The 24038-nt window shown below is 57.9% G+C and carries 24 protein-coding genes and 1 pseudogene; 22 read left to right on the top strand and 3 right to left on the bottom strand.

From position 1 onward, the window contains the following. Window positions 1–45 precede the first annotated feature (45 nt). The 8 genes from rpoC to tuf all read left to right on the top strand — a co-directional run bounded on the left by rpoC (window position 46) and on the right by tuf (window position 11937). On the top strand, window positions 46–4305 hold the full coding sequence (rpoC, locus tag AB3Y40_RS14825; protein WP_369439554.1) for a DNA-directed RNA polymerase subunit beta': 4260 nt from the start codon (window positions 46–48) through the stop codon (window positions 4303–4305). Window positions 4306–4447: 142 nt separating this feature from the next. After that, window positions 4448–5308, top strand: a complete 861-nt coding sequence (locus tag AB3Y40_RS14820; RefSeq protein WP_369439553.1) for a hypothetical protein — start codon at window positions 4448–4450, stop codon at window positions 5306–5308. A gap of 102 nt (window positions 5309–5410) precedes the next feature. Beyond that, window positions 5411–6397, top strand: coding sequence for a fatty acid desaturase family protein (locus AB3Y40_RS14815; protein WP_369439552.1), 987 nt, complete (start codon window positions 5411–5413; stop codon window positions 6395–6397). A gap of 41 nt (window positions 6398–6438) precedes the next feature. Then, a complete protein-coding gene (locus AB3Y40_RS14810) occupies window positions 6439–7338 on the top strand; it encodes a DMT family transporter (protein WP_369439551.1) in 900 nt (299 codons plus the stop codon). A 266-nt stretch (window positions 7339–7604) separates the two neighbouring features. Then, complete coding sequence (rpsL, locus tag AB3Y40_RS14805; RefSeq protein ID WP_369439550.1) at window positions 7605–7976, top strand: 30S ribosomal protein S12; 372 nt, start codon at window positions 7605–7607, stop codon at window positions 7974–7976. Window positions 7977–8066: 90 nt separating this feature from the next. Then, a complete protein-coding gene (gene rpsG / locus AB3Y40_RS14800) occupies window positions 8067–8537 on the top strand; it encodes a 30S ribosomal protein S7 (protein ID WP_369439549.1) in 471 nt (156 codons plus the stop codon). A gap of 15 nt (window positions 8538–8552) precedes the next feature. Beyond that, window positions 8553–10670 carry an elongation factor G gene (fusA, locus tag AB3Y40_RS14795; protein ID WP_369439548.1) on the top strand — a complete coding sequence of 706 codons (2118 nt, stop codon included), beginning with the start codon at window positions 8553–8555 and terminating at the stop codon, window positions 10668–10670. Window positions 10671–10761: 91 nt separating this feature from the next. Further along, window positions 10762–11937 carry an elongation factor Tu gene (gene tuf, locus AB3Y40_RS14790; RefSeq protein ID WP_369439547.1) on the top strand — a complete coding sequence of 392 codons (1176 nt, stop codon included), beginning with the start codon at window positions 10762–10764 and terminating at the stop codon, window positions 11935–11937. A 135-nt stretch (window positions 11938–12072) separates the two neighbouring features. Here tuf and AB3Y40_RS14785 read toward each other — a convergent pair whose 3' ends face one another. After that, window positions 12073–13107 (bottom strand): P63C domain-containing protein, encoded by a 1035-nt coding sequence (locus AB3Y40_RS14785; RefSeq protein ID WP_369439546.1) that lies wholly within the window; start codon window positions 13105–13107, stop codon window positions 12073–12075. Window positions 13108–13362: 255 nt separating this feature from the next. Here AB3Y40_RS14785 and rpsJ point away from each other — a divergent pair, with 255 nt between their 5' ends. The 5 genes from rpsJ (at window position 13363) to AB3Y40_RS14760 (ending at window position 15885) form a co-directional block, all read left to right on the top strand. Further along, complete coding sequence (rpsJ, locus tag AB3Y40_RS14780; RefSeq protein WP_183524560.1) at window positions 13363–13674, top strand: 30S ribosomal protein S10; 312 nt, start codon at window positions 13363–13365, stop codon at window positions 13672–13674. Between the two features lie 12 nt (window positions 13675–13686). After that, window positions 13687–14544, top strand: coding sequence for a 50S ribosomal protein L3 (gene rplC / locus AB3Y40_RS14775; RefSeq protein ID WP_369439545.1), 858 nt, complete (start codon window positions 13687–13689; stop codon window positions 14542–14544). Next, window positions 14534–15154 (top strand): 50S ribosomal protein L4, encoded by a 621-nt coding sequence (gene rplD / locus AB3Y40_RS14770; protein WP_369439544.1) that lies wholly within the window; start codon window positions 14534–14536, stop codon window positions 15152–15154. The genes rplC and rplD overlap by 11 nt, the downstream gene beginning before the upstream one ends. Next, the gene (locus AB3Y40_RS14765) at window positions 15151–15447 is read left to right on the top strand and encodes a 50S ribosomal protein L23 (RefSeq protein WP_369439543.1); all 297 of its coding nucleotides are present in this window, start codon (window positions 15151–15153) and stop codon (window positions 15445–15447) included. The genes rplD and AB3Y40_RS14765 overlap by 4 nt, the downstream gene beginning before the upstream one ends. A 93-nt stretch (window positions 15448–15540) precedes the next feature. Beyond that, entirely contained in the window at window positions 15541–15885 is a 345-nt protein-coding gene (locus AB3Y40_RS14760) for a DUF2200 domain-containing protein (protein ID WP_369439542.1), read from the top strand. 288 nt (window positions 15886–16173) lie between these two features. Here the strand turns inward: AB3Y40_RS14760 and AB3Y40_RS14755 are convergent, their stop codons facing one another. Next, a complete protein-coding gene (locus tag AB3Y40_RS14755) occupies window positions 16174–16851 on the bottom strand; it encodes a hypothetical protein (protein WP_369439541.1) in 678 nt (225 codons plus the stop codon). Window positions 16852–17140: 289 nt separating this feature from the next. On the opposite strand from AB3Y40_RS14755, the gene rplB reads away from it, so the two are divergent. The 9 genes and pseudogenes from rplB (at window position 17141) to arsJ (ending at window position 23507) form a co-directional block, all read left to right on the top strand. Continuing rightward, window positions 17141–17983: a 50S ribosomal protein L2 gene (gene rplB, locus AB3Y40_RS14750; protein ID WP_369439540.1), complete on the top strand. Its 843-nt coding sequence runs from the start codon at window positions 17141–17143 to the stop codon at window positions 17981–17983. A 2-nt stretch (window positions 17984–17985) separates the two neighbouring features. Next, complete coding sequence (rpsS, locus tag AB3Y40_RS14745; protein WP_369439539.1) at window positions 17986–18264, top strand: 30S ribosomal protein S19; 279 nt, start codon at window positions 17986–17988, stop codon at window positions 18262–18264. A 3-nt stretch (window positions 18265–18267) separates the two neighbouring features. After that, window positions 18268–18648, top strand: coding sequence for a 50S ribosomal protein L22 (rplV, locus tag AB3Y40_RS14740; RefSeq protein WP_369439538.1), 381 nt, complete (start codon window positions 18268–18270; stop codon window positions 18646–18648). Next, window positions 18648–19349: a 30S ribosomal protein S3 gene (gene rpsC, locus AB3Y40_RS14735; protein WP_369439537.1), complete on the top strand. Its 702-nt coding sequence runs from the start codon at window positions 18648–18650 to the stop codon at window positions 19347–19349. Before rplV ends, rpsC begins: the two co-directional genes overlap by 1 nt. A 12-nt stretch (window positions 19350–19361) precedes the next feature. Further along, complete coding sequence (rplP, locus tag AB3Y40_RS14730) at window positions 19362–19775, top strand: 50S ribosomal protein L16 (RefSeq protein ID WP_369439536.1); 414 nt, start codon at window positions 19362–19364, stop codon at window positions 19773–19775. A 217-nt stretch (window positions 19776–19992) separates the two neighbouring features. Next, window positions 19993–20335, top strand: a pseudogene (locus tag AB3Y40_RS14725) (tyrosine-type recombinase/integrase); the annotation flags it as partial. A 67-nt stretch (window positions 20336–20402) separates the two neighbouring features. Beyond that, window positions 20403–21242: an arsenate reductase/protein-tyrosine-phosphatase family protein gene (locus AB3Y40_RS14720; protein WP_369439535.1), complete on the top strand. Its 840-nt coding sequence runs from the start codon at window positions 20403–20405 to the stop codon at window positions 21240–21242. Between the two features lie 4 nt (window positions 21243–21246). After that, window positions 21247–22245, top strand: coding sequence for an ArsJ-associated glyceraldehyde-3-phosphate dehydrogenase (locus AB3Y40_RS14715; RefSeq protein ID WP_369439534.1), 999 nt, complete (start codon window positions 21247–21249; stop codon window positions 22243–22245). Continuing rightward, window positions 22242–23507, top strand: a complete 1266-nt coding sequence (gene arsJ / locus AB3Y40_RS14710) for an organoarsenical effux MFS transporter ArsJ (protein ID WP_369439533.1) — start codon at window positions 22242–22244, stop codon at window positions 23505–23507. Before AB3Y40_RS14715 ends, arsJ begins: the two co-directional genes overlap by 4 nt. Window positions 23508–23628: 121 nt before the next feature. Here arsJ and AB3Y40_RS14705 read toward each other — a convergent pair whose 3' ends face one another. After that, window positions 23629–23922, bottom strand: coding sequence for a hypothetical protein (locus AB3Y40_RS14705; protein WP_369439532.1), 294 nt, complete (start codon window positions 23920–23922; stop codon window positions 23629–23631). Window positions 23923–24038: the final 116 nt, after the last annotated feature.

The following is a 24038-nucleotide window of genomic DNA, read 5'->3' as shown; positions in this document are numbered from 1 at the left end:
ATTGCGGCACCTCCACCCAATGCACCCCAATTCAAGGAATTGAAGATGAACCAGGAACTGACAAACAACCCGTTTAACCCGCTCACCCCGGCAAAAACGTTTGACGAAATCAAGGTCTCGCTGGCCTCTCCCGAACGGATCCTGTCGTGGTCCTTTGGTGAGATCAAAAAGCCCGAGACCATCAACTACCGCACGTTCAAGCCAGAGCGTGACGGCCTGTTCTGCGCACGCATCTTTGGCCCGATCAAGGACTACGAATGCCTCTGCGGCAAATATAAGCGCATGAAGTATCGCGGCGTTGTCTGCGAGAAATGCGGCGTGGAAGTCACGCTGCAAAAGGTCCGTCGCGAGCGTATGGGCCACATCGAGCTGGCCGCACCTGTCGCTCACATCTGGTTCCTCAAGTCGCTGCCATCGCGTATCGGCCTGATGCTGGACATGACGTTGCGCGATCTGGAACGCATCCTGTATTTCGAAAACTACGTCGTGATCGAACCCGGCCTGACCGACCTGACCTACGGCCAGTTGATGAGCGAAGAGGAATTCCTCGACGCGCAAGACACCTATGGCATGGACGCCTTCACCGCCAACATCGGTGCCGAAGCGATCCGCGAAATGCTGTCCCAGATCGACCTGGAATCCGAAGCGGAACAGCTGCGCGCTGATCTGAAAGAGGCGACAGGCGAACTGAAGCCCAAGAAGATCATCAAGCGTCTGAAAATCGTCGAGAATTTCATCGAATCCGGCAACCGCCCGGAATGGATGGTCATGACCGTCGTGCCCGTGATCCCGCCAGAGCTGCGCCCGCTGGTGCCGCTCGATGGTGGCCGCTTTGCGACGTCCGACCTCAACGACCTTTATCGTCGTGTGATCAACCGCAACAACCGTCTGAAGCGTCTGATCGAACTGCGCGCACCTGACATCATCGTCCGCAACGAAAAGCGGATGCTGCAGGAATCTGTGGACGCTCTGTTCGACAACGGCCGCCGTGGCCGCGTGATCACCGGTGCCAACAAGCGTCCGCTGAAATCGCTGTCCGATATGCTGAAAGGCAAGCAGGGCCGCTTCCGTCAGAACCTTCTGGGCAAGCGCGTCGACTTCTCCGGTCGTTCGGTCATCGTGACCGGCCCGGAACTGAAACTGCATCAGTGCGGTCTGCCCAAGAAGATGGCGCTCGAACTGTTCAAGCCGTTCATCTACTCGCGTCTTGAAGCCAAAGGCCTGTCTTCCACCGTCAAGCAAGCCAAGAAGCTGGTGGAAAAGGAACGCCCCGAGGTCTGGGATATCCTCGACGAGGTGATCCGTGAACACCCTGTCATGCTGAACCGTGCGCCCACGCTGCACCGTTTGGGCATTCAGGCGTTTGAACCCGTGCTGATCGAAGGTAAAGCGATCCAGCTGCACCCACTGGTGTGTTCGGCCTTTAACGCTGACTTTGACGGCGACCAAATGGCTGTTCACGTGCCACTTTCGCTGGAAGCCCAGCTAGAGGCCCGCGTGCTGATGATGTCCACCAACAACGTGCTGTCGCCCGCAAACGGCAGCCCGATCATCGTGCCGTCGCAGGATATGATCCTGGGTCTCTACTACACCACCATCATGCGCGAAGGCATGAAGGGTGAAGGCATGAGCTTTGCCAACATCGAAGAGGTCGAGCACGCGTTGAACGCGGGCGAGGTCCACCTGCACGCCAAGATCAACGCGCGCATGGTGCAGATCGACGAAGAGGGCAACGAGGTGATGACCCGGTTTGAAACCACACCGGGCCGCCTGCGCCTTGGTGCGCTTCTGCCGCTCAACACCAAAGCGCCGTTCAGCCTTGTGAACCGTCTGCTGCGCAAGAAAGAAGTGCAGCAGGTCATCGACACCGTCTACCGTTACTGCGGTCAGAAGGAATCTGTCATCTTCTGTGACCAGATCATGACCATGGGCTTCCGCGAAGCGTTCAAAGCCGGCATCTCGTTCGGCAAGGACGACATGGTTGTGCCAGACACCAAGTGGGATCTTGTGAACGAGACCCGCGAGCAGGTGAAGGACTTTGAACAACAGTATATGGACGGCCTGATTACCCAGGGCGAAAAGTACAACAAGGTTGTCGATGCCTGGTCCAAGTCAAACGACAAGGTCACCGACGCGATGATGTCCACCATTTCGACCACGCCAAAGCTGGACGATGGGGCAGAAGGTGAACCGAACTCGGTCTACATGATGGCCCACTCCGGTGCCCGTGGCTCTGTCACTCAGATGAAGCAGCTGGGCGGGATGCGCGGCCTGATGGCCAAGCCGTCGGGTGAGATCATCGAGACGCCGATCATCTCGAACTTTAAGGAAGGTCTGACCGTTCTGGAATACTTCAACTCCACCCACGGTGCCCGTAAGGGTCTGTCGGATACGGCGTTGAAAACGGCGAACTCGGGCTACCTGACCCGTCGTCTGGTGGACGTGGCACAAGACTGCATCGTGCGCGAACAGGACTGCGGTACTGAGATGGCGATCACGGCAGAGGCTGCGGTCAACGACGGTGAGGTTGTCGCCTCACTGGCCGAACGTGTGCTGGGCCGTGTGGCCGCCGAAGACGTGCTCAAGCCGGGCACGGACGAGGTTCTGGTTGAGTTGGGAGAGCTGATTGACGAACGCAAGTCCGATCTGATCGATCAGGCAGGCATCGCCAAGATGCGTATCCGCAGCCCGCTGACCTGTGAAGCCGAAGATGGCGTTTGCGCCATGTGCTACGGGCGTGACCTTGCGCGCGGTACGCGCGTGAACATCGGCGAGGCTGTCGGCATCATCGCGGCACAATCCATCGGTGAACCCGGCACGCAGCTGACGATGCGGACATTCCACATCGGCGGTGTTGCGCAGGGTGGCCAGCAGTCGTTCCTTGAAGCGTCCCAGCCCGGTAAGGTTGAATTCCGCAACGCGTCGTTGTTGGAAAACACCGCAGGCGAGCAGGTCGTCATGGGCCGGAACATGGTCATCGCGATCATGGGCGAAAACGGTGAAGAGCGTGCCAACCACAAGGTCGGCTATGGCTCCAAGGTCTTTGTGAAAGAAGGCGCTGACATTCACCGTGGTGACAAGCTGTTTGAATGGGATCCATTCACGCTGCCAATCATCGCCGAGAAAGCCGGTAAGGTGAAATACGTCGATCTGGTGAACGGCATCGCCGTGCGCGAGGACACCGATGATGCAACGGGCATGACCCAGCGCATCGTGTCGGACTGGCGTGCCGCACCCAAGGGCAACGAGCTTGCGCCCAAGATCATTATCGCTGGCAAAGACGGCGAACCGATGGTCAAGGACGACGGCAACCCTGTCAGCTATGCGATGTCCGTTGATGCTGTTCTGTCTGTTGAAGATGGTGAAGACATCGCCGCCGGTGACGTGGTTGCACGTATTCCGCGCGAAGGTGCCAAGACCAAGGACATCACCGGTGGTCTGCCGCGTGTGGCCGAACTCTTTGAGGCACGTCGCCCCAAGGATCACGCCATCATCGCGGAAATCGACGGCTATGTGCGCTTTGGCAAGGACTACAAGAACAAGCGCCGCATCGCGATCGAAAGCGCCGAGGACGCAGACGTCAAAGTCGAATACATGGTGCCCAAGGGCAAGCACATCCCGGTTGCGGAAGGTGACTTTGTCCAAAAGGGTGACTACATCATGGACGGCAACCCAGCACCGCACGATATTCTTGCGGTCATGGGGGTCGAGGCGCTTGCAGACTACATGATCGACGAAGTGCAGGACGTTTACCGTCTGCAGGGCGTGAAGATCAACGACAAGCACATCGAGGTGATCGTGCGCCAGATGCTCCAGAAGTGGGAGATTCAGGACAGCGGTGATACCGTTCTGCTGAAGGGCGAGACCGTCGATAAGGCCGAGTTTGATGAAGCCAACGAAAAGGCACTTGCGCGGGGCGACCGTCCGGCACAGGGCGAGCCGATCCTGTTGGGCATCACCAAAGCGTCGCTGCAAACCCGCAGCTTCATCTCTGCCGCGTCGTTCCAGGAAACCACGCGTGTCCTGACCGAAGCATCGGTGCAGGGCAAGCGGGACAAACTGGTTGGTCTGAAAGAGAACGTGATCGTGGGCCGTCTGATCCCCGCCGGGACCGGTGGTGCGACCAGCAACGTACGCAAGATCGCGGCCAGCCGCGACAACGTGGTGATCGAGGCGCGCCGGGAAGAGGCCGAACAGGCCGCAGCCCTTGCCGCTCCGTCTGCCGACGAGATGGCGAACGATGTGGTTGGCGGTGACGAGTTCGACACAATGGTCGTCGACACACCTGAAAGCCGCGACGAATAAGCCGCAGCTTTCACCAAGACTTCAAAAAGGCCCCCGGACATCGCGTCCGGGGGCCTTTTTCGTGGGGCAGGACAAAAGCCATTTTTGCACGGTCACTTTTCACGTTATGCAGGTCCCATTGATTGCGAATTTTTGGCATACCATGCGACACCTCCTGAAAGTGCTTTGCGCGACATGTTTTCTTTTGCCCGCCGCGGCACATTCCGAACGGTTTGCTGACGGTACTTTGGCCCTTGGCGTATTGACCCAAAACGACATCCAGACACGCTATGCCTTTGGTGATTTTAGCCTTGGCGCAACCTATGGCGCATGGGGTGCAGAACTGGGGTTCTTTGGTGTTGTGGGGCGGCTGCATGAAACCTATGCCAACCTGTCTTACAGGGCAGGGGATGCGACCTTTCGGGTGGGTTTTCCCCGACCCGCCTACGATCTAGTCGCGCCGTCAGCGCTGACCGCTATGATGCCCCGCGCGGCGCTCGACGACATTGGCCGCAGCCGCAGCCGGGCCACCTATGGCACGATGTTCGAACCCGACTTCCTGCCTTACGGCGCATCCGTCGCCCATAACTTTGGAACAGGCCGTGCCTACGCGTCCTCCCACGGTTTTCCAAATCAGGACGTGACGATTGCCGGTTTTGGTTTTACCCAACACCGCGGTGAATTCACCTACGCCCTCGCGGCAGAGGCTGTGGCCGAAAACGATGCGATCACCTGGAACACCAAGGCCCAAGCAACCGCGAAGGTTGGCTACTATTCCTTGGGTCTCGGCCTTTTCAACCCCGCCGCCAATGGTCTGCCCCGCATGGCAGAGGTTTCAGCCAGCTACACTTGGGACGGCGGCACGACGCTCACAGGCGTCTATCGCGCAGCGCAAGACGGCGCGTCTGACCTGACGCTGGGCCTGCGCCAGCCGATCACTCGCGCCATCGACCTGCAGGCGGCGGTTCGTCAGAACGAAACAGGCGAGACCCGCCTCAGTGCCGAAATTGCACTGAATTTCTAGCGCATTCCGTGCCGAACTTGATCGGCACCCGCCTTTCCCCTAGCGTCTGCGCACTGCCGCACGCATTTGCGGCGCATGTTCGATTTTGCTTATGGGGAAGCAATGAATATTCGTAAGATGACGCAGGCCTATGCGTCGCCCGATGACCTGCGCGGGGTGTTTCATCTGGTCGTGTCGCTTGCCCTTTATGTGATCTCGATCACGCTGGGCACCATGTTCTATGGTAATCTGGTTGTGATGGCCGTGGCTGTGTTGATGTTCACTGGGGCCTCAATCCGGCTTTTTGGGATCCAGCATGACAACGGCCACAACAGCTATTTCACGTCCCGACGGGTGAACCGGATCAGCGGCGTGCTGCTTGGGGCCTTTACCAACAACGCCTTTCACGCCATGCGCTACAACCACAACCAGCACCACGCCCATATCGGCAACCTCGACCGGATGGAGGCGCACGAGGTGCTGACCTGGACCGTGGCGCAATACAAAGCCGCCGGGTTCTGGCAAAAGGTCTACTACCGTATCTACCGCTCGGCCCCGGTGATCTTTGTGATCGGGCCGCTTTTCATCATCTTCATCCGCTACCGGTTCCCTAAGAACGCGCTGAAAACCGGGTTGGCCGACGTCGCGATGCAAAACGCGCTGATGGCAGCACTGTGGGCCAGCGTCTACCTGATTGGCGGCCCTGTCGCCTTCAAATTCTTCCTGATCGCCGCCGTGATCACCGCCTGTCTGGGCGTGTTCATGGTCTATGTCGGCCATAACCATGAAGAGACCTATTGGTCCTCGGCCCCCGACTATGACTTTGAAGAAGGCTGCCTGAAAGGCGCCTCGGTGCTGGATCTGGGGCCGGTCTTTGACTTCATGACCTTCAACTTTGCCTATCACGACATCCACCACCTGAACCCGATGGTGCCTGCCTACCGGTTGAAACACTGCCACGTCGCCCTGTCGCCGCATCTGACGCCGACCCGTCTGGGCGCGTGGGAGGCGCTGAAATGCATCCAGTGGAAACTCTGGGACGAAGATCAGGGCCGGATGGTTCGCTTTGGCGATATCCGCGACGACAAAGTGTTGCACCCGGCGGAATGATCATGCTGGCGCAGGGTGGGGCGGGCTGATACGCCGCTGTTATGGCACTCTCTGACAACATGCGCGGTGCGGCTCTGATGGCGGCGTCGATGACAGCCTTTGTCATCAATGACGTCTTTATGAAGGCCGTGCTTGTCGACATTCCGGTGTTTCAGGCCACGTTCCTGCGCGGACTGGGCATTACCGCCTGCCTGATCATCCTCTGCCGGATGCTGGGGCAACTTCGGTGGAACTTCGCCCGCAAAGACTGGGCGCTGATCGTGCTGCGCAGCCTGTCGGAACTGATCAGCACCGTGTTCTTCCTGTCTGCCCTGCGCACCATGCCGCTGGCAAACCTCTCTGCGATCCTGCAGGCGCTGCCCCTGACCGTCACACTGGCCGGGGCCTTGGTATTCCGCGAGGCGATTGGCTGGCGGCGGATGCTGGCGATCCTTGCAGGCTTTGCCGGTGTGCTGCTGATCATTCAGCCGGGGGCGGCGGGGTTCACCACCGCGTCGGTCTATGCGCTGGGGGCCGTAGCCTTTGTGACGGTGCGCGATCTGTCCGTCCGGCGGCTGTCACCCGATGTGCCATCGGTGATGGTGGCGCTGCTGGCCGCAATAGGTGTGACGCTGTTTTCCGGCCTTGGATCAACGCTTGTGGACTGGGCCCCGGTCACAGGCCAGTCCCTGGGGCTTTTGGTCTGTGCGATGCTTTGCCTTGTCTGCGGCTATGTCTTTTCTGTGCAAACCATGCGCGTGGGCGAAATCAGCTTTATCGCGCCGTTCCGCTATACCAGCTTGCTTGTGGCGCTGATCCTCGGCTTTGTGGTCTTCGGCGATTTCCCCGATGCGGTCACGCTTCTGGGGGCCTTGATTGTTGTGGCAACCGGGCTCTTTACGCTCTACCGCGAAGCGCGGCTGAAACGCCCCGCGCCACAGCAAATCGGGCGGCTGCGCTAGGGGCCGGGGGCGCTGTTGACAGGGTTGGCGACTCCTTCTATACGCCGCTCATCCGGGCCTGTGGCACCTGCCAGACGCCCGAAATCAAAGTTGAAGTGGCCAAGAACCGACCTAATGCTGGTTTGTTCCTCTGGATACCCAACCGCACCGAACCTCCGGTAAGGGTTCGACTGCGGAATTTTTGTGCTTTGCGGGTCTCGCAGGGCATTTTTGAAACCCCCGCGTCCAATTCGGGCGCATACGTGAAGAGATGGGAACATCAAACGATGCCAACGATTCAGCAGCTGATCCGCAAACCGCGCCAGCCAAAAGTTACACGCTCCAAGTCACAGCACATGGAAGGCTGCCCGCAGAAACGCGGCGTCTGCACACGTGTTTACACAACCACACCGAAAAAGCCGAACTCGGCCATGCGTAAGGTCGCCAAAGTGCGCCTGACCAACGGCTACGAGGTGATTTCCTACATCCCCGGTGAAAGCCACAACCTGCAGGAACACTCTGTTGTCCTGATCCGTGGCGGCCGTGTGAAAGACCTTCCCGGTGTCCGCTACCACATCCTGCGTGGTGTTCTGGATACCCAAGGCGTCAAAGACCGTAAGCAGCGCCGCTCCAAGTACGGCGCCAAGCGTCCGAAGTAAGCCGCGTGGTGGGCAGATTGCCCACCCTACACGCCACCGTAGGGTGGGCAATCTGCCCACCACCGCCCGAAACAAGAGAGAGACCGACACATGTCACGTCGTCACGCCGCTGAAAAACGCGAAGTTCTGCCAGACGCAAAGTTTGGCGATATCGTTCTGACCAAGTTCATGAACAACCTGATGATCGACGGCAAGAAAGCCGTCGCTGAACGCATCGTCTACAACGCTTTTGACCGCGTTGAAGACAAGCTGAAAAAGGCACCTGTGGAAGTCTTCCACGAGGCGCTGGACAACATCAAACCTTCCGTCGAAGTGCGCTCGCGCCGCGTCGGTGGTGCCACCTATCAGGTGCCCGTTGACGTGCGGCCCGAACGCCGCGAGGCGCTGGCCATCCGCTGGCTGATCAAAGCCGCCAAGTCGCGCAACGAAAACACGATGGAAGAACGCCTTGCCGGTGAGCTGCTGGATGCAGTCAACGGCCGAGGCACCGCTGTGAAAAAGCGTGAAGACACCCACAAGATGGCCGACGCGAACAAAGCGTTCAGCCATTACCGCTGGTAAAAGGGAACAACTGATATGGCACGCGAGTATCCACTCGAACTTTATCGCAACTTTGGCATCATGGCGCACATCGACGCCGGTAAGACCACATGTTCCGAGCGCATCCTGTATTACACAGGTAAAGAGCATAACATCGGCGAAGTGCACGATGGTGCGGCCACCATGGACTGGATGGAGCAAGAGCAGGAGCGGGGTATCACCATTACTTCGGCTGCGACCACCACGTTCTGGGAGCGGACAGAAGACGGCACAACGCCAGATTCCGAAAAGCACCGCCTGAACATCATCGACACCCCCGGCCACGTCGACTTCACCATCGAAGTTGAGCGTTCGCTGGCCGTCCTCGACGGCGCTGTTTGCGTGCTTGACGCAAACGCAGGTGTTGAGCCTCAGACAGAAACCGTGTGGCGTCAGGCTGACCGCTACAAGGTGCCGCGCATGGTGTTCGTCAACAAGATGGACAAAATCGGCGCTGACTTCTTCAAGTGTGTTGCCATGGTCGAAGACCGCACAGGCGCACGCGCGATCCCCGTCGCATTCCCCATCGGTGCAGAGACAGAGCTGGAAGGCCTTGTTGACCTGGTCACCATGGAAGAATGGCTGTGGCAGGGTGAAGACCTGGGCGCGTCCTGGATCAAAGCTCCCATTCGCGACAGCCTGAAGGATCAGGCCGACGAATGGCGCAACAAGCTGGTCGAAGCTGCGGTCGAGCAGGACGACGACGCGATGATGGAATACCTCGAAGGCAACGAGCCTGACGTTCCAACACTGCGCGCGCTGATCCGCAAAGCATGTCTGTCGATGGCCTTCGTGCCGGTTCTGGGCGGTTCTGCGTTCAAGAACAAAGGCGTGCAGCCACTGCTGAACGCTGTTGTCGACTACCTGCCAAGCCCGCTCGACGTTGTGGACTACATGGGCTTTAAGCCCGGCGACGAAGACGAAGTCCGTGACATCCCACGTCGTGCCGACGATGAGATGGCGTTCTCTGGCCTTGCGTTCAAAATCATGAACGACCCGTTTGTTGGCTCGCTGACCTTCACACGGATCTATTCCGGTACGCTCTCCAAGGGCGACAACCTGCTGAACTCCACCAAAGGTGGTAAAGAGCGTGTTGGCCGGATGATGATGATGCACTCCAACGACCGTGAAGAAATCAACGAAGCATTCGCTGGTGACATCATCGCGCTGGGTGGTCTGAAGAACACAACAACCGGTGACACGCTGTGTGACCCGCAGGATCCTGTTGTCCTCGAAACAATGACGTTCCCCGATCCCGTGATCGAGATCGCCGTTGAGCCAAAGACAAAAGGCGACCAAGAGAAGATGGGCATCGCGCTCCAGCGTCTCTCGGCCGAAGATCCGTCCTTCCGCGTGGAAACTGACCTGGAATCAGGCCAGACCATCATGAAGGGTATGGGCGAATTGCACCTCGACATCCTCGTCGACCGCATGAAGCGTGAATTCAAGGTCGAGGCCAACATCGGTGCACCGCAGGTGGCCTACCGCGAGACCATCGGTCACGAAGTTGAACACACCTACACCCACAAGAAACAGTCGGGTGGGTCTGGTCAGTTCGCTGAGGTGAAGATGATCATCACGCCAACAGAGCCGGGCGAAGGTTATTCCTTCGAAAGCCGCATCGTTGGTGGTTCCGTGCCCAAGGAATACATCCCGGGCGTTGAAAAAGGCATCCTGTCTGTCATGGATAACGGCCCGCTGGCCGGCTTCCCTGTGATCGACTTCAAGGTGGCTTTGATCGACGGTAAATTCCACGATGTTGACTCCTCCATCATGGCGTTCGAAATCGCGGCCCGTATGTGTATGCGTGAAGGCATGCGCAAGGCTGGCGCGAAACTGCTCGAGCCGATCATGAAGGTCGAGGTTATCACGCCCGAGGAATACACCGGTGGTATCATCGGTGACCTGACATCTCGCCGCGGCATGGTGCAGGGGCAGGATACCCGTGGTAACGCCATCGCCATCGACGCGATGGTGCCGCTGGCGAACATGTTCGGCTACATCAACACACTGCGTTCCATGTCTTCGGGCCGCGCGCAGTTCACGATGCAGTTCGACCACTACGATCCGGTGCCAAACAACATCTCCGAAGAGATTCAGGCCAAATACGCTTAATCGGTGCGGCGGGGTAAACCCCGCCCTACCCACCACCCCGTAGGGTGCGTGATTGCACGCACCGCACACATCAAATCCAAGGAGCCACACCATGGCAAAGGCAAAGTTTGAACGGAATAAACCGCACGTGAACATCGGGACCATTGGTCACGTTGACCACGGCAAGACGACGCTGACGGCGGCGATCACGAAGTACTTTGGCGACTTCCAGGCCTATGACCAGATCGACGGCGCGCCCGAAGAGAAGGCCCGCGGCATCACCATCTCGACCGCGCACGTTGAGTATGAGACCGAAGCGCGTCACTACGCGCACGTCGACTGCCCCGGCCACGCCGACTACGTCAAGAACATGATCACCGGTGCCGCCCAGATGGACGGCGCGATCCTGGTGGTGAACGCAGCCGACGGCCCGATGCCACAAACGCGCGAGCATATCCTGCTCGGTCGTCAGGTGGGCATCCCCTACATGGTTGTTTACATGAACAAAGTTGACCAGGTGGACGACGAAGAGCTGCTGGAACTGGTGGAAATGGAAATCCGCGAGCTTCTGTCCTCTTACGAGTACCCCGGCGACGACATTCCTGTGATCCCTGGCTCGGCCCTGGCCGCGATGGAAGAGCGTGATGACAACATCGGCAAAGACAGCATCGTTGCCCTGATGGCCGCTGTCGACGAATACATCCCGACCCCTGCACGTGCGGTTGACCTGCCGTTCCTGATGCCGATCGAGGACGTGTTCTCGATCTCTGGCCGTGGTACGGTTGTGACCGGTCGTGTTGAGCGTGGCGTGATCAACGTCGGCGACGAGATCGAGATCGTGGGCATCAAGGACACCTCCAAGACCACCTGTACCGGTGTTGAGATGTTCCGCAAGCTGCTGGATTCCGGTGAAGCTGGCGACAACATTGGTGCGCTCTTGCGCGGTGTTGACCGTGACGGTGTTGAGCGTGGCCAGGTGCTGTGTAAGCCGGGTTCGGTGAAGCCGCACACCAAGTTCGAGGCCGAGGCCTACATCCTGACCAAGGACGAAGGTGGCCGTCACACGCCGTTCTTCGCCAACTACCGCCCGCAGTTCTACTTCCGTACAACGGACGTGACCGGCACGGTTGAGCTGCCTTCTGGCACCGAAATGGTGATGCCGGGCGACAACCTGAAGTTCAACGTTGAGCTGATCGCGCCGATCGCGATGGAAGAAGGCCTGCGCTTCGCCATCCGCGAAGGTGGTCGTACCGTGGGCGCGGGCGTCGTCTCGAAGATTACAGAGTAATCTTCGCCGACGCAGGCGCACACCAGTGTGACGCCCTGTGGCAGTGGATTGCCTGCAATCCATGAGAGCAGGGCGGCAGCACCCGGTTGAGAATAGAGAAGGCCGCCGGAGTGATCCGGCGGCCTTTTTTTGAATTCAGTCGTCCAAAGGCATCTCAATTGTGCTTCCGAACCTTGGCAACGCGCGATCAACAAGTAATTTGAATTGTGCCCAGTCAGACGAGGCCCTCATCAACGCAATTAATGATGCAAGATGTTCTCTTAACGCGGGATCGCCAACGTCTTTAGTTAGCCATTGAAAATGCTTATGTTTTCGTCCCCCAGATGGCTGTCTCGGGTTTTTGCTTCTTAGTTCATTCAGAACCCCTGGTGCTAGTCGCTCATACACTAAATCATTGGTGTATTTGCCGACAACGCCGGGGCGTTTCCTGACTGATTGTGGCTTCCATTCCCAATCTCGCAGCCGAAACATCTGTCGATAAAATTCGTCCGGGAAAGTCTTCGCCCACTTGCGGAGCTCCTCTGCAATGAATTGCTCCAAGATTTCATTGAGCGCATTTCGTGCCCTAACATCCTGAAAACCTGTGGCCTCATCGACTAACGCAATAATCCCAACGTGAGCGAGTGCGCGCATCAATATCTCTGCTTGCGCTGCAACATGTTTTTGGTTTGCAGGTAAGACGCCAGCATCTCGCGCTTTAAGGTATACCTCGCAGATCATCGGTAGAATCTCTGCTCTGTATCCGCTCGCGATGCCTCCTGTAGCCATCTGGAACCGTACTGGTTGGCTTTGATCAATCAGTTCTTGTGTAATAAAGGGATTAATCGATTTTCCTTGCAGGATCGCTGGAAGCCTATCATCGCCACCCTCGTTCCTTACATTTGCTTTGCGATGTCGGCCAAGCGCCTCCAAGAAAGTTGCTTGGGAAAGAACCCGAGTCTCATCTTCCAGTACGAAACACTGAATTTCTTTTCCACCAACGTTTAGTGGTTTGTCCGGTGACCCGTACAATGCTTCCGGGACGTCCTTGTTCCATCGGGCTGTTGCAGCACGCTTTGCGATCCTGCTTCGGTCTTCTGGTGAGAGCTTATCCGCACGGGCTTTGCCACCCTTTGAATGATGATCCAATACTACAACTCCATGCTTGCATAAGGTAATTGATGCAAGCATAGCTGGCAAACGTTCCAAAATCAATATGCTTGCACTTCGATTCCCAGCAAGCAAGTATGTCGCCCGTTGCGAAAACGAGTGCAATTCCTGCCAATTTCCTCTTGCCCCATCCCCCCGACTCCCCCTATACGCCCCACATCCAACAGGGGTGCGCCTTGCCGCGCCCCTTATCCGTTGGACCAAAAGACGCGATGAGGGGGTCGGATGAGCCGGCCTCGTCCAATCCGTTAAGGCCCTGTTTGAAAGGGTGATGACATGGCAGCCAGCCAGAACATCCGCATTCGCCTCAAGGCGTTTGACTACCGCGTCCTTGACGCCTCCACGCAGGAAATCGTCTCCACCGCTAAGCGCACCGGCGCCAGCGTCCGTGGTCCGATCCCACTGCCCAACAAAATCGAAAAGTTCACCGTTCTGCGCGGTCCGCACATCGACAAGAAGTCGCGCGACCAGTTCGAGATCCGCACGCACAAGCGTCTGCTGGACATCGTCGATCCCACACCGCAGACCGTGGATGCCCTGATGAAGCTCGACCTCGCCGCTGGCGTGGACGTGCAGATCAGCGTGTAAGGAGGGTTTCAAATGCTCCGTACAGGATTGATCGCAAAGAAAGTCGGCATGACCCGGCTTTTCATGGAAGACGGCAAGCAGATCCCAGTGACCGTTCTGGCACTGGAAAAGCTGCAGGTTGTCAGCCAGCGTACCGCTGAAAAGGATGGCTATACAGCTGTTCAGCTCGGCGCCGGTGCCGCCAAGGCTCGCCGCGTCAGCAAGGCGATGAAAGGTCACTTCGCGGCCGCCAAGGTGGAACCCAAGCGCAAAGTCGCAGAGTTCCGCGTGGCCGAAGAGAACATGATCAACGTCGGCGAAGAAATCACCGCAAACCACTACTTTGAGGGCCAGTTCGTTGACGTTTCCGGCACCTCGATCGGTAAAGGTTTCGCCGGTGCGATGAAGCGTCACAACTTCGGCGGTCTGCGCGCGACACACGGTGTCTCGATCAGCCACCGTTCGCACGGCTCGACGGGTCAGTGTCAGGATCCGGGCCGCGTCTTCAAAGGCAAGAAGATGGCCGGTCACATGGGTGCGGCGAAAGTCACCACCCAGAACCTGCAGGTCGTTAAGACCGACGCTGACCGTGGTGTCATCATGGTCAAGGGCGCTGTTCCCGGCTCCAAGGGTGGCTGGGTCACAATCAAGGACGCGGTGAAAAAGCCGACGCCGGAAAACGTGATCTACCCCGCTGGCCTGAAGTCCATGAAGGAAGAGGCAGAGCGTCTGGCCGCTGAAGCCGCAGCCGCTGCCGCCGCTGAAGAGGAAGCCGCCGCAAAGGCCGCAGCCGAAGCAGAACAGGCCGCACTGGAAGCTGCTGAAGCCGAAGCCGCAAACGAAGCCCCGGCAGAAGACGCCGCAGATGAGGGTGACAAAAATGAAGGCTGATGCAATCAAGCTGGACGGCAAGAAAGCCGGTTCCGTCGATCTGGATGACGCGATTTTCGGCCTCGAGCCGCGCGCAGACATCCTGCACCGCGTTGTCCGCTGGCAGCGCAACAAGGCCATGGCAGGCACACACGACGTGCTGGGCCGGTCCGAGGTCAAATTCTCGACCAAGAAGATCTACCGCCAAAAGGGCACCGGTGGCGCACGTCACGGCTCTCGCGGTGCGCCGATCTTCCGTGGTGGTGGTACCTACAAGGGCCCAACGCCCCGCAGCCACGCCCACGACCTGACCAAAAAGTTCCGCAAGCTGGGTCTGCGCCACGCGCTGTCCGCCAAGCAAGCAGCGGGTGAGCTGGTTGTGATCGACAGCATCGAGATGAAGGACGCGAAAACATCCGCTCTTGCCAAGACCCTTGGCGAACGCGGCTGGAAGCGTGCCCTGATCATCGACGGCGCCGAAGTGCCCGCAGAATTCCTGCAGGCCTCGCGCAACATCGAAACCGTAAACGTTCTGCCCAGCCAGGGCGCGAACGTCTATGACATCCTGAAGTCGGACACGCTTGTCCTGACCAAAGCCGGTGTCGAAGCATTGGAGGCTCGTCTGAAATGAGCGCGAAAGCAGAACACTACGACGTGATCCGCAAGCCGATCATCACCGAGAAAGCAACCATGGCCTCAGAGGCCAACGCAGTTGTGTTCGAAGTGGCCATCGACGCCAACAAGCCGATGATCAAGCAAGCCGTTGAGGCGCTGTTTGACGTGAAGGTGAAAGCGGTCAACACCACGATCACCAAGGGCAAGGTCAAGCGCTTCCGCGGCAACCTCGGCACCCGTAAGGACGTCAAGAAGGCTTACGTGACGCTGGAAGAAGGCAACACGATCGACGTCTCGACCGGTCTGTAAACAGACCTGCATGATTTGGAAAAGCCCTCGCACCTGCGGGGGCTTTTTCTTTTGGAGCGCTGCCGTGCTAGGATCAGCGCAGGAGGGCCAGCCATGTCACACCCCGTCTTCAAAATGAGCTTTGCATCCGTCTACCCGCACTACGTCAACAAGGCGGAGAAAAAGGACCGGACCAAGGCGCAGGTCGACGAGATCATCCACTGGCTCACCGGCTACGACGCCGACGGATTATCCGCCGCCCTGGACGACAAACGCGACTTTGAGGCGTTCTTCGCCCAGGCCCCCGCAATGAACCCCAACCGGTCCCTGATCAAAGGCGTCGTCTGCGGCCACCGCGTCGAGGAGATCGCAGACCCCCTGATGCGCGAGATCAGGTATCTGGACAAGATGATTGATGAGTTGGCGCGTGGGAAGAAGTACGAGAATATTTTCCGTTGAATGACGTAGGTCATTCAACGGTGTGCGCAAAGTCATGTTTCGCAGAAACGTGACAGCGGCACTCATTAGCCATTCCAGAAACCAACCACGCCTGAAACCTGTCGCAACCCAAGCCGGACGCGCGCCTGCCCGTGGGATGGCGCAACAACGGCTCTTCTGCCGTGCTTTATGCCTGCCAAACCCGTCTTCCATACCCGCGAAGCACCCAGCCCCACAAAAGCGCCAGCCCGCCGGAACGGGCAGTCGCTCGCCCGGCGCCTTCGGCTTGTTTCGGGCGGGATTGCGAAACTAGTTTGTTTTCCTGCTCGCCAACAATTCAAAAGCTTCTTCATTTTCGGTGAGTCTTGCCCCGACCATGGCGACGTAGGGCAACAAATTTGATAGCTCGTTCAAGCAACGAACCTTACCTGTCTCTTGTTGAAAAGGTCCGACATGCGCTCTCTTGCCAAATTTGTTGGGTGCCGTTTGAGGTGTAGGGTGCGTCGCCGCTTCACAGAGTTCTCTATACAATTCTGCGTCGACAGGAGGACCCAGCGCGGATTGGCTTTCGATCGCAATACGGACGGCCATGGGTGAAAATTTCTGTGTTCGAGTTTTCCGGGAACTATTCAGCCATTCGTTTCCTGCTGTTGGGTCGACAGCGAATAGCGCCAATAGATTTGCAATCTCTCCCATCGAGCGGCAGAGGTTTAGCGCCTCATCGTAGTAACCCATTGAGATTAGGGTGAGGGCAGCGGAACCGCTGTTAAAGACTCTACCAACAAGCCGTTCAATTACATGACCTCCACCTAAGCAATGATCTTCACAAGTCGAGATGCGATAGATGATGTGTAGAGATATCGCGATGAGCGAGTCGTCGGTCAATTCATCAAGCTTAGTTGCGCGAGATAGGTTGAGTTCCAGCAAGCGACTACAATAGTGAACCTGCTGCCCATAGGTGGCGCCTAAGAATTCGTAGTCTGACATAGTAGACTTTCGTGTGGTTGGATTCGAAGCAACGTTACTATGGACCAGTGTCTTCCCGATACTCCCCTTGCCACCCCCACCAACGCCCCCTATAAGCCGCCCATCTACTCAGCCTCGGATTCGTCCGGGGCTGTGTGTTTGTGTCCCACCGCCGGGGTAAACCCCGGCTTGCGGACATAGGGTAGGTCGGGGTTTACCCCGACTCGCCACGTCTAAACCGGGCACCTACGGGGGCCTCAACCACATAGGGTTCCTTCAAGAACCCGCCAAGCAAACGGAAGAAGCTAACATGGCACTCAAGTCGTATAAACCGACGACGCCGGGCCAGCGTGGGCTGGTGCTGATCGACCGTTCGGAGCTTTGGAAAGGACGTCCTGTCAAATCCCTTACTCAGGGTTTGACCAAATCGGGCGGCCGGAACAACACCGGACGGATCACCATGCGTCGCATTGGTGGGGGCGCAAAACGCCTTTACCGGATCGTTGATTTCAAGCGCAACAAGATGGACATGTCCGCTGTTGTTGCTCGCATCGAATACGATCCAAACCGGACCGCTTTCATCGCGCTGATCCAGTACGAAGATGGCACACAGAATTACATCCTTGCACCACAGCGCCTCGCGATTGGTGACAAGGTGATCGCATCCGCCAAGGCTGACATTAAGCCCGGCAACGCGATGCCCTTCAGCGGCATGCCTATCGGCACAATCGTTCACAACATCGAACTCAAGCCCGGCAAAGGCGGCCAGATCGCCCGTGCTGCGGGGACTTACGCACAGTTCGTTGGTCGTGACGGTGGCTACGCCCAGATCCGCCTGTCTTCTGGCGAGCTGCGTCTGGTCCGTCAGGAATGCATGGCCACCATCGGTGCCGTGTCCAACCCCGACAACTCCAACCAGAACTTTGGTAAGGCTGGCCGCAACCGCCACAAGGGCATCCGCCCGTCTGTGCGTGGTGTTGCCATGAACCCGATCGACCACCCGCATGGTGGTGGTGAAGGCCGCACATCCGGTGGCCGGACACCTGTGACCCCATGGGGCAAGGACACCAAGGGTAGCCGTACCCGCAACAAGAACAAGGCGTCGCAAAAGCTGATCATCCGCTCGCGTCACGCCAAGAAGAAAGGCCGTTAAGAATGGCACGTTCCGTCTGGAAAGGCCCGTTCGTCGACTCCTATGTCTTGAAAAAGGCAGAAACGTCGCGCGAAAGCGGTCGCAACGAAGTGATCAAGATCTGGTCGCGTCGTTCCACCATCCTGCCTCAGTTCGTTGGTCTGACGTTCGGCGTCTACAACGGCAAGAAGCACATCCCCGTCAACGTCACAGAAGACATGATCGGTCAGAAGTTCGGCGAATACAGCCCGACCCGCACCTATTACGGTCACGCTGCTGACAAAAAAGCAAAGCGGAAATAAGCCATGAGCAAGGATAAAAATCCCCGCCGCGTGGCCGACAACGAAGCACGTGCAAAACTGCGCATGCTGCGGACGTCCCCGCAGAAACTGAACCTCGTTGCCGGTCTGATCCGTGGCAAGAAGGTGGAACAGGCCCTCAATGACCTGACCTTCTCCAAAAAGCGGATCGCAGAGGACGTGAAGAAATGCCTTCAGTCCGCCGTCGCCAACGCTGAAAACAACCACAACCTGGATGTGGATGAACTGGTCGTCGCAGAAGCATACTGCGGCAAGAACCTGATCATGAAGCGCGGTCGCCCGCGTGCACGTGGCCGGTTCGGCAAGATCATCAAGCCATTCTCAGAGATCACCATCGTGGTCCGCCAGGTCGAGGAGCAAGCATAATGGGTAACAAAGTCAATCCCGTCGGCATGCGTCTTCAGGTCAACCGCACCTGGGACAGCCGCTGGTATGCAGATACCAAAGACTATGGCGATCTTCTGCTGGAAGACCTTGCAATCAAGGACTTCATCAAGAAGGAATGCGCACAATCCGGCATCAGCCGCGTGATTATCGAACGTCCGCACAAAAAGTGCCGCGTCACGATCCACGCCGCCCGTCCGGGTGTCATCATTGGCAAGAAAGGTGCGGACATCGAAGGTCTGCGCCGCAAGCTGGCCAATCTGACCGCATCGGAACTGCACCTCAACATCGTTGAGGTCCGCAAGCCAGAGCTGGACGCGGCCCTTGTCGCTGAAAACATCGGTCAGCAGCTTGAGCGTCGTGTATCCTTCCGTCGCGCAATGAAGCGCGCGGTCCAGAACTCCATGCGTATGGGCGCACTCGGCATCCGGGTGAACCTTGCTGGTCGTCTGGGCGGTGCTGAAATTGCACGGACAGAATGGTACCGTGAAGGCCGTGTGCCGCTGCACACCCTGCGTGCCGACATCGACTATGCGCTGTACGAAGCGATGACGCCTTATGGCATCATCGGGATCAAGGTCTGGATCTTCAAAGGTGAGATCATGGAACACGATCCGGCAGCGCGTGACCGCAAAAATGCAGAGCTGCAAGAGGGCGCCGTCCCTCGCGGCCCGCGTCGCTAAGGAGCTGATGAAATGCTGCAACCAAAGCGTACAAAACACCGCAAATTGCACAAAGGCCGGATCAAGGGTCAGGCAAAGGGCGGGTCTGACCTGAACTTTGGCACCTATGGTCTGAAAGCGGTCGAGCCTGAGCGTATCACTGCGCGTCAGATCGAAGCCGCCCGTCGCGCGATGACCCGCCACATGAAGCGTCAGGGCCGCGTCTGGATCCGTATTTTCCCAGACACACCTGTGACGTCGAAGCCGGTCGAAGTCCGGATGGGTAAAGGTAAAGGTTCCATCGATTTCTGGGCATGCAAGGTCAAACCTGGCCGCGTGATGTTCGAAATCGACGGTGTGAACGAAGACATCGCCCGCGAGGCTCTGCGCCTTGCTGCGATGAAGCTTCCGATCAAAACCCGCACCATCGTCCGCGAGGACTGGTAAGGTAGGGTGGGCAATCTGCCCACCAGACCCGCAACATCAAAAACCCCCGCCCATCCGGCGGGGGTTTTCTTTTGCGGCGGGTTTGAGTGCGGCTTGAGTCCGGGCCAATTACGTGCTGCATGGATGGCGGCTCGGCCCAAATTTCTGTCACTGCAAAATTCCTTGGCCAACGTCTGGAAAGAACCCAATCTGTAAGATTGTTTTTCTCACCGCTAACCAAAGCAAGACCGAAAGGCCGGTTCGGTTTGAATTGGCCGAGAACAGACGAGACGCCGTCATCACTTGGGCGAGGTCACCGGAGATGATCGGTTCCCGAGATGTTTCCACGACCGCCCACACATCTCAATACGTCAATAAGGTCGGCCCGTTCGTGATTGGGTGACTACGATTGAATTGGAACCGAACGGCTACGGACCCATTCACTCCGCCGGGCCAAAGCCGCAGAGATGTACCGCAAGACCGGCAATCAGCGCGCAGCACAACCTTTGCTGGGCCACGCAAAGGTCAATAGCACTCTGCGCTACCTCGGTGTCGAGCTAGAAAAAGCACTGACCCTCGCAGTGCCTCGGGCTCGGTGTCACAAAACCTTCACTTCGAATCGACCCATAATTCAATTATTCATGAATTATGGACAAAACGATTCCCGATCGACTTTCAACGCTTGGACATCCCAAAAGGTTGGCCGTGTTTCAGTTGCTTATGCGTCGCTACCCAGACCGGGTTCCAGCGACTGAACTGGCACATGCGCTGGACCTAAAGCCCAATACGCTTTCCACCTATGTCAACGCGCTGATGCAAGCCGGCCTGATTAGCCAAGTCCGGGTCGGCACATCGCTGCGCTACGCGGTGGATATGGAGGCGACGCAGGCGACAATCGGGTTCCTTCTTCACGACTGCTGTCGGGGGCGCCCCGAAATCTGCCTTCCTTTTGATCATGATGTCACAAACAGGAATTCTGAAGTGACGGATGAAAAGTTCAATGTCTTGTTCATCTGCATCGGCAATTCTGCCCGGTCAATCTTTGCCGAAGCCATCCTGCACGACCTCGCGCCGGATCGTTTCAACGTCTATTCTGCAGGCACCCAGCCGAAATCGGACCTTAACCCCTTCGCGCTCGAGGTGTTGGAGCAAAATGGCCATGACGTGTCAGCTTTGCGCGCAAAGAACATCGGCGAATTTCAGACCGAGGATGCGCCTGCCCTCGATTTTGTGTTCACCGTTTGTGATCAAGCCGCCAACGAAGCATGCCCCGCGTGGCAGGGGCAGACGATCAGTGCCCACTGGGGTCTGCCTGATCCGGTCAAGGTTGATGGCACGGATGCAGAAAAAAGTCTCGCATTCCGTCAGACTTATGGCGCGTTGCGCAACCGCATGACGGGGTTTACCGCCCTGCCGATTGCGTCGCTTGATCGTATTTCCCTGCAAAAGGCCGTGGATGACATCGGCCAATTCAAAGACAAAGGATAGACCAATGACAGTCTACGCCCTGAACGGCCTTGGCCGGATTGGTAAGCTCGCGCTGAAACCGCTGTTGGCGCGCGGTGTGCAGATCGCCTGGATCAATGACGCTGTGGGCGATCCAGAGATGCACGCGCATCTGCTGGAGTTTGACACGGTGCATGGACGTTGGGACGCCCAATTTAGCCATGACGACGACAGTGTGACAATTGACGGCACACGCCTGCCGTTCATCGGCACGCGCGACATCGCGGACCTGCCGCTGGACGGGGTCGATGTGGTCATCGACTGCACAGGGGTGTTCAAGTCTGAGGCCAAGATCGCGCCCTACTTCGCGGCAGGCGTAGAAAAGGTCGTCGTATCCGCCCCGGTCAAGGATGGTGATGCGGCCAATATCGTCTACGGCGTAAACGATGACATCTATGGTGCGGACCGCCACCGCATCGTGACCGCCGCCAGTTGCACAACGAATTGCCTCGCGCCAGTGGTGAAAGTGATCCATGAAAACCTGCGGATCAAACACGGATCAATCACCACGATCCATGACGTGACAAACACGCAGACCATCGTAGATCGCCCCGCCAAGGATTTGCGCCGCGCACGTTCGGCGCTCAACTCCCTGATCCCCACGACGACGGGAAGTGCGACGGCAATTACGCTGATCTACCCCGAACTTAAGGGGCGGTTGAATGGTCATGCGGTACGGGTGCCGCTGCTCAACGCCTCACTGACCGATTGTGTGTTTGAGGTTGAGCGAGAGACAACAGCAGAAGAGGTGAACGCCCTTTTCAAAGCAGCTTCAGAAGGCCCGCTGAAAGGCATTCTGGGCTATGAGGAACGTCCGCTGGTATCAACCGATTACACCAATGACGAACGCTCCAGCATCGTCGATGCGCTATCGACCATGGTAATCAACGGCACGCAGGTGAAAATCTATGCGTGGTATGACAACGAAATGGGTTACGCGCATCGCTTGGTGGATGTGGCACTCATGGTCGGGGAAGGTCTGTGACGACGGCGCGGCCCGAGGGTTTGTCGGCCTATGTCGCGGTGACGGCGGCGTATTGGGCGTTCATGCTGACGGACGGGGCGTTGCGGATGCTGGTTCTGTTGCATTTTCATATGCTGGGGTTCAGCCCTGTGCAGCTGGCCTATCTGTTTGTGCTGTACGAAGTCGCAGGAGTTGTGACGAACTTGTGTGCAGGCTGGATCGCGGCGCGGTTCGGTTTGACGTCGACGCTCTATGCGGGCCTAGGGTTGCAGGTGGTGGCGCTGGCCGCCTTGGCGCAGCTTGACCCTGCGTGGGCTGTTGGTGCGTCTGTGGTGTTTGTGATGTTGGTGCAAGGGGCCAGCGGTGTGGCCAAGGACCTGGCCAAAATGTCATCCAAATCGGCGGTTAAACTGCTTGCTCCGGCGGGTGATGCAGGATTGTTCCGCTGGGTTGCCCTGCTGACAGGGTCCAAGAACATGGTCAAAGGACTAGGTTTCTTGCTGGGTGCTGCCCTTTTGGGAACGGTTGGATTTGTCGGTGCCGTACTGGGGATGGCGGCGGTCTTGGCGGTGATCCTGATCGCTTTGCCGGTGTTCATGCCGGCAGGGCTGCCCAAGGGCCGCAAAGACGCGAAGTTCACCGATGTCCTGTCCAAATCGCCAAACATTAACTGGCTGAGTGCGGCGAGGGTCGTCTTGTTCGGCGCGCGCGATGTCTGGTTCGTGGTCGGTATCCCGATCTATTTCTATGCGGTCTTGTCGGACGGATCGACAGATGGCAACCGCACAGCGTTCTTCCTGATCGGAACGTTCATGGCTGTGTGGGTCATTCTATACGGATTAGTGCAAGCAAACGCCCCGCGCATCCTGCGTGCCAGAATGCGCCCCACCTCAGATCTGATCTCGGCGGCAAAAGGTTGGGCGTGGGCACTCGCACTAGTGCCAGCGGCGTTGGCCGTGGCGGCTTTGGTTGCGAATGGCCCGCAGAATTGGCTGACGCTCAGCGTGGTTGTGGGCCTTTTGGTGTTCGGGGCCCTGTTTGCAGTGAACTCGTCGCTTCATTCCTTCCTTATCCTGTCTTTCACCAAGGCGGAGCGTGTCACCATGGATGTGGGGTTCTATTACATGGCGAACGCTGCAGGGCGTTTGATTGGGACGCTCGCATCAGGGCTAAGCTATCAGATGGGGGGGCTTCCCCTGATGCTGGGGATCGCGGCGGGCATGGTCGCACTATCCGCCGTCGCGGTCAGCTTCCTGACACCCGAGGAGGGGCAAGCGGCATGACGCAGGTTGCTGGACTCGGCGGAGCGCGCTTAACAGTGTGTGAGGAAGCTTCAAACGGATCATTCACCTCAGCCAAACACCGGCCCCTACAACAGACCGACTTGTAGAAGCTTTGCCGCGTTTACGCTGGTGCGGGTGTCAGATCTTCCCAATTTTCGCCCATCGCAATGATGCAGGACGTGCCGTTGGTATAGGTCTGCACCAAAGTCCAATCTTGGGTGCGCGGGTCAATCCAGACCTCTAGCAGTGTCTCAGGCCCCCGCAAACCAAGGGCGCGGCGTTCGGATTGCATCACAGTGCTGAGCATCCGTTCCAAGCGCGCGCTGTCGTCGCAAGTCACATCTGCCGTTTGCGCCTGTGCCACAGCGGGAAAGGCCAAGAAAGCCGCCAGCAAAGTAAGAATATAGCGTGTCATGGGATCACATTAGCCGGGGGAGCGTTAATGTAACAAGTATATGACAGCATTAGTCCCAAGTCTGTTGCAACAGCGATTTTGTTGCAGGTTTTGAAGCCCGGTACCCTTCAGCGGCC

It is taken from the genome of Yoonia sp. R2331, from assembly GCF_041103235.1.
Lineage (GTDB): Bacteria > Pseudomonadota > Alphaproteobacteria > Rhodobacterales > Rhodobacteraceae > CANMYO01.
Note: the sequence above shows the minus strand (reverse complement) of the source record. Positions and strands in the feature narration are given on the sequence as shown.